We start from the raw sequence: 5,876 nt of genomic DNA on the forward strand, positions 1-5,876 counted from the left end.
CCATATCCGAAATCATGTTCCGCAAATTGATGACTTTTGTCAAGGTTTCCTGCTCATGTTTCGCATAGCCTTTGACTGTCTCAACGATGTTCGGGATCAGATCGTTCCTGCGTTTCAACTGGACATCAATCTGGCTCCAAGCTTCCGTTACCCATAATTTATTTTTCACAAGACTGTTATACAACGAGATCCATACTGCCCCGATGATCGCTGCCACTACAATGATTCCTATTAACCAATCCATTTTGCTCACAGCTCCTTTTCTCTCTTGCCGACCTAACGGCTGACCTAGACAAATTTCCGTCTACACCTTTCATTATAGAAGAGTCTATTCGTTTTGTAAAAAAATAGCCTAACCATCTCTTCACCGAAAAGTGCTGGCGTATGTGATATCATAAAGGAAAGAAAAAATCAGATGAGGTGTCTGTATGTATTTCATCCCGCAACAAACCAAAATAAATCTGCCTATCTTATTCAAATCCGATCCGCTGTACAAAGACATCACCGCTGCCGAACTGCCTCAGGCCTATCTTGACTTGTTGGCGGAACAGAACGGCGGCTACCTGTTAAGCTCCCGCATCCAGACCAAAGAGCCGACATCGGATGGAATCGATTATGCAGCTGTCCATGCCATCCTGGGACTCCACGACGATCCCAAGAATAGCCTGTATGCCCAACAAGAAATTGCCCGTTCAGCGGGTCTGCCGGACTATTTTGTGCTTTTCAGCAGCAACGGCAACCAGCTCTTTGCCTTCGATTATTCAAAACTGTCCCCGTCCGGAGAGCCCAGCATCCGACACATCGATATCGAAACGGACAATTGGCAGACTGTCGCTGCCGATTTTGGTCAATTCCTGCACAACCTGACACCGGGACCGCTGACTGTTCCAGAGGAAATCCGGCTCACGCACACGGAGGGCGCGCACGCCTTTTTGTTGGCCGATGCCGCGGAATTGCCTGAGCTGTTTCTGCACTTCGAGGATGACCCGGACAAACAATGGTATCTCCAATGGATAGCGCATTTTTCCGACCATCCCGATGCGGCCTGCCGAACAGTCGCTTGCGAAGCGTTGGAAACGCAGATCCTCTACTTCAGGAACGAGCTGCCGGATACGGTACACGCTGTGCTGGCGAAATTTCTTGCCGATGCTGACCCTGCAATCCAAGCGCTGGCGAGAACGCTGGAAAAAGAACTCGCGGATGAGTGATGCGTGCGAGTGTACGCGGACAGTGCGCACTCGTTCCGCTCGCCGGAGAAGGACTCGCAGAATCAGCACCAACTCCGATGAGGAATCGCTCGTCGGAGCTGGTGCCGCGAAAATGCCGTCACTTCCGACAGGGACGGGCTCGTCGGAGGAGGATCCGAAAAATCAGTTGGAACTCTGGCGAAGCCTCTGTTCACCGGAGAAGCGATGTACCTCCGGTGAAACGGTCATTTACCGGAGTCAGGAACCTCATAACAACAGCTAAAAGCAGGGGATTGCCGCAAAACGGCACTTCCCTGCTTTTGTTGTTACCCTTGTTCCTTCAGCCACTGTTGGTAAAGGTTCTTCGTCTTGTGGCCTTTGCCGAGGATCTCCAGCATCTCCGCTTTGCGTTTCTCCTGCGTAGCAGGTTGTTTGGCACTGTAGATGTAGCGGGCCCAATCCCGTTGATAGCCCGGCGTCAGTTCCGCATACAGCTTCGCGGCATCACGATGCTCTGCCTCCAGATATCCCTGCAAATCCGGGATGAACTGCTCATAGTCGGCCACATTGCCGCTGCTCGCTTTGCTTGGCTTGCCTTTTCCTTTGACATCATTTTTCATCCCGACGAGCGTGAACGTATCATCCAACTTGACCATCCGCGCAAATTTCAGGGTGCTGCCGCCGACATAACCGTTGCCGTCGTCCACGCCCAGGCTCGGAAAGATGGCATCGCGGTGCACAGATGTGTCATAGGTCTTGTTCCCGATTTTCGGATAAGCGATGTAAAGGTAACCCTCCGGATTCAGCCGCTCCGCCTTGATCGTATCCCAAACGCGTTCATTCAGTTCCTCCAGCGTCAGGACGTAGGAAAAAATCAGATCGTATTTCCCGGAATCCAGATCCGTATCGTAGGCTTCCAGATCCGCAAAATCGTCAGCCATGGCGCGCTCTTTCCCCAGAACGGCACGCTTTTGGAATTTATCCAGCCGCAACCGCTTTGTGATCGATGTCGCTGCCGGAAGCGGTTTGCCAGCGGCTTGTTCCCCATAAAGTCGGGTCGCATGAGCGATGTCTTCCCGGATCATCTCCTCCAACACAGCGGTATCGATATCGGAAAGCTTATTGACGTACACGCAACCCTTTCCGATTTTGTGTTTGCCGAGCTTCGCAAGCAACTCTTCCCGTTTTCCATCCGGCAGCATAAAATAAAACGTCAGCGCCGTCTTGCGGGGCGAAAAAGCAGCCAGCGGGGCATCGCCTTCATGACCTGTCGCGTACCGATAATGATATTTCCCGAATCCGATGATGCTCGGCCCCCACATTTTGGCTTCCTGTCCGGTAACTTCCGCAAACAACTTTAACAGCGCGTAAGCATCCTCTTTCTTTTGTGGCTGCTGAATCTCTTCGATGAACTCCTCCACGGACACTTCCGTGGGTTTGGTCTTAGGTTCGTATGCCATCTCTCCGCTTCCCCTCTCGTTCCTTGTTAAAGCTATCATAGCAAACGAACCGATCCCTCGCAAAATCCAAGCCTGGATAACAGCCGTTTCACCGGAAATATACCGTTTCTCCGGGGAACGTAGGCTTCGCCGGAGTTCGGCCTACATTTATAGACTTCAACTACGACGAGGCGGTGCTCATCGGAGCTGGGCCCATCAAATTACCAGCGTCCTCCGGGGAGCGGACCCTCACCGGAGGACGCAACCACCAAGGGAAACCCAAAATAAAATACAAACAAAAAAAGAGCCTTCCCGAAACCGGGAAAGCCCTCAAGAAGATTATTCTTGTTCTTCTTTGTTTTTGAAACCATATTTTTTGTTGAAGCGGTCCACACGGCCATCGGCTTGCGTGAATTTTTGACGTCCAGTATAGAATGGGTGTGAATCTGAAGAAATTTCTACACGGATCATTGGGTAAGTGTTGCCATCTTCCCATTCAACTTTTTCGCTTGAACCTTTTGTTGAACCTGATAAAAATTTGAATCCTGTAGTTGTATCCATGAACACAACTGTTTGGTAATTTGGATGGATTTCTTGTTTCATGTCTCTTTCGCTCCTTTTTGCCCTGGATTATTTACTAAGCCAGAGTTGTCTTTTTGTAATAAAAGGCCTACCGCAGGGTAATCCTTTTTAACGTTAAAAGGATACCACGCAAACAGCAAGAATGCAATGGCAAATTCTAAAAAAAACACGTTCCCCCCATCCAAGCAGCGGTGAGAAAAACGTGTTTGCTTTATTTGTCGAGTAAGGCTGCAATCTCTTCTTCCGAAAGGCTGCTGTCAGCATTCAGATTCGTGAATTGGCCCGGACCATCGATCGTCACAAGCGCAGGCACCGTACGGACGCCCATTCTATCGCGCAGGCTTTGGATCGCAGGGTCTGTCGGTGTGTTCAGACTGTCCAGATAATGGATCGACAGGTTCTTTTCTTTGCGGACTTTATCTAATTTAGGGACAAATTTCCGGCAATACGGGCAAACGGCTTTCCCGAGATAAACGATCGTTTTTTCGCCGGCAGCCAGTTTTTCTTCAAACTCTTCAGCCGTGATCTCTATGAATTCTTTTGTGTCTTCTTCGTAATTTCCTTTATTGAAAAGCATTTAAAAACCTCCAGTTTTGCGTTTTGATAGTTCCACTATACCGGGAAGCTTAAAAAAATGCTCATGATTTGCTCACACGCTGGCCGGCACGCTTCTATTTCATCAACGCAATACGGGTCAGCAAAGCTTCATTATTTTCGGTCGTGTTCATCTGTTTCAGGAAGCTTTCGGTGTATTCCAAAGCATCCCCGCGCATGCCGCGGCGGACTTTGTAGATATTCTCCATCGTTTTCGCGTCCAGCAGGAGGTCTTCTCTGCGGGTGCCCGATTTTTTGATATCGATGGCCGGGAAGATGCGTCGTTCCGCCAATTCGCGGGAAAGCACAAGCTCCATGTTCCCTGTTCCCTTGAATTCTTCGTAGATGACTTCATCCATCCGGCTACCGGTATCGACAAGCGCGGTTGCGATGATCGTCAGACTGCCGCCATCCTCGATATTCCGGGCTGCACCAAAGAAACGTTTCGGACGATAAAAGGCTGCCGGATCAATACCGCCGCTTAAAGTACGGCCGCTTGGCGGTATGACCAAGTTATAGGCACGGGCCAAACGCGTCAGGCTATCCATCAAGATGACCACATCACGCTTGTCTTCGACAAGGCGCATGGCTCTTTCCAGGACGAGTTCCGCCACCCGGACATGGTTTGCCGGTTGTTGGTCGAAAGTCGAGGAGACAACATCCCCCTTCACACTGCGTTCGATATCCGTCACTTCTTCCGGACGCTCATCGATAAGCAGCATGATAAGTTCAACATCGGGATGATTAGTGGTGATGCCGTTCGCGATCTCTTTCAGCAAAGTCGTTTTCCCTGCTTTCGGAGGCGCAACGATCATCCCACGTTGACCGAAGCCGATGGGCGAGAACAAATCGACCATCCGAGCGGTTACGTTTGTACGGTTATTTTCCAACTTCATCTGATGGTTCGGATAAATGGGTGTCAGCCCCGGGAAATGCGAGCGTTCTTTGGCTTGATCAGGCCGTTTCCCGTTCACTGTGCTGACTTGCATCAGGCCGTAATAACGCTCGGATGCTTTCGGAGGTCTGGCTTTTCCGGCTACTTTGTCCCCATTGCGCAGATCGAAGCGTCTGATTTGCGATGTCGATATATAAATATCTTCTTGGCTCGGCGAATAGTTGATCGGCCTTAAAAACCCGAAGCCTTCCTGAGCAACGATATCTAAAATGCCCTCTGTCATGAAGAACCCTTGTTTTTCCTCTTGGGCACGGATGACCGCCAAGGACAGCTCTTTTTTGTTCATTTGGCTATAATAGGGAATCTTCAATTCTCTGGCATAGGTGTATATTTCTTTCAGCGTCTTACTTTCCAACTCATGCAAGGTAAGCATATCTTCCAAACAGCTCCACCTTCCTCTCTTATCATTCTTATAATGCTTATTTCTGACAAATGCAACATATAAGATATTCAAAACACCTCCAAAGTCGTTTGCTGCTTTGAAGGTGCTCCATATTATCGGGTTGTGCGAAGAAGTTTATTCTTCATCTTCGATCATTTTGATGTCTGCGCCCAAAGCAGTCAATTTTTCGACGATATGATCATACCCGCGCAGGATATTCTCGATACCGGAAATTGTGGTTGTGCCTTCCGCCATCAATCCGGCGATGACCAGACAGGCTCCAGCACGCAGATCGCTGGCTGTCACTTCCGCACCGGTCAATTTGTTGGGGCCTTGCATGAAGATCATGTCACTTTCCACCTTGGCCTTCGCACCCATCCTGCGGAGTTCCGGGATATGGTTGACGCGCTTCGGATAGATTGTATCGATGATAGTGCCATCACCACTCGCTTTCAACAAGAGCGGAGTCAGTGGTTGCTGCAGGTCCGTCGCAAAACCGGGATAAGGCAACGTCTTGATATGGACCATCTTCAGGTTTTCGGATTTTTTGACCAGGATGCTGTCCTCGCCGATTTCCATATCTACGCCCATTTCTTCCATTTTTGCGATAAGGCTTTCGATATGCTCGACGATCACATTTTTCACCAACACACGCTCACCCATTGCAGCGGCAGCGGCCAGGTATGTCCCTGCTTCGATGCGATCAGGTATCACGGTGTGTCTGCAGCCATGCAAGC

7 protein-coding genes and 1 pseudogene are annotated in these 5,876 nt (G+C 49.8%); 1 reads left to right on the forward strand and 7 read right to left on the reverse strand.

Annotation, left to right across the window (positions count from 1 at the left end; genetic code table 11):
• Positions 1-244 (reverse strand): LemA family protein (locus WBV27_RS10630; protein ID WP_424201912.1); only part of this gene is annotated, 244 nt, incomplete at its 3' end.
• Positions 245-428: 184 nt separating this feature from the next.
• On the opposite strand from WBV27_RS10630, the gene WBV27_RS10635 reads away from it, so the two are divergent.
• Positions 429-1,208, forward strand: coding sequence for an SMI1/KNR4 family protein (locus WBV27_RS10635; RefSeq protein ID WP_424201914.1), 780 nt, complete (start codon positions 429-431; stop codon positions 1,206-1,208).
• 305 nt (positions 1,209-1,513) lie between these two features.
• On the opposite strand, the gene WBV27_RS10640 is transcribed toward WBV27_RS10635, so the two are convergent.
• The 6 genes and pseudogenes from WBV27_RS10640 to WBV27_RS10665 form a co-directional block, all read right to left on the reverse strand.
• Entirely contained in the window at positions 1,514-2,647 is a 1,134-nt protein-coding gene (locus tag WBV27_RS10640; protein WP_424201915.1) for a YdeI/OmpD-associated family protein, read from the reverse strand.
• 318 nt (positions 2,648-2,965) lie between these two features.
• Positions 2,966-3,229 (reverse strand): type B 50S ribosomal protein L31, encoded by a 264-nt coding sequence (locus WBV27_RS10645; RefSeq protein ID WP_424201917.1) that lies wholly within the window; start codon positions 3,227-3,229, stop codon positions 2,966-2,968.
• Entirely contained in the window at positions 3,226-3,378 is a 153-nt protein-coding gene (locus WBV27_RS10650; protein ID WP_424201919.1) for a hypothetical protein, read from the reverse strand. Before WBV27_RS10650 ends, WBV27_RS10645 begins: the two co-directional genes overlap by 4 nt.
• Positions 3,379-3,419: 41 nt before the next feature.
• On the reverse strand, positions 3,420-3,785 hold the full coding sequence (gene traF, locus WBV27_RS10655; protein ID WP_424201921.1) for a conjugal transfer protein TraF: 366 nt from the start codon (positions 3,783-3,785) through the stop codon (positions 3,420-3,422).
• A gap of 94 nt (positions 3,786-3,879) precedes the next feature.
• On the reverse strand, positions 3,880-5,139 hold the full coding sequence (rho, locus tag WBV27_RS10660; protein WP_424201923.1) for a transcription termination factor Rho: 1,260 nt from the start codon (positions 5,137-5,139) through the stop codon (positions 3,880-3,882).
• A 135-nt stretch (positions 5,140-5,274) separates the two neighbouring features.
• Positions 5,275-5,876 (reverse strand): annotated as a pseudogene (locus WBV27_RS10665) (UDP-N-acetylglucosamine 1-carboxyvinyltransferase); the annotation flags it as partial.

It is taken from the genome of Trichococcus sp. (assembly GCF_049589555.1).
GTDB lineage: Bacteria > Bacillota > Bacilli > Lactobacillales > Aerococcaceae > Trichococcus.

Excerpts from the sequence above, each read along its gene's own strand:
- WBV27_RS10645 (WP_424201917.1), bottom strand. The coding sequence starts at position 3,229 with ATGAAACAAGAAATCCATCCAAATTACCAAACAGTTGTGTTCATGGAT.
- WBV27_RS10640 (WP_424201915.1), bottom strand. The coding sequence starts at position 2,647 with ATGGCATACGAACCTAAGACCAAACCCACGGAAGTGTCCGTGGAGGAG.
- WBV27_RS10635 (WP_424201914.1), top strand. The coding sequence starts at position 429 with ATGTATTTCATCCCGCAACAAACCAAAATAAATCTGCCTATCTTATTC.
- traF (WP_424201921.1), bottom strand. The coding sequence starts at position 3,785 with ATGCTTTTCAATAAAGGAAATTACGAAGAAGACACAAAAGAATTCATA.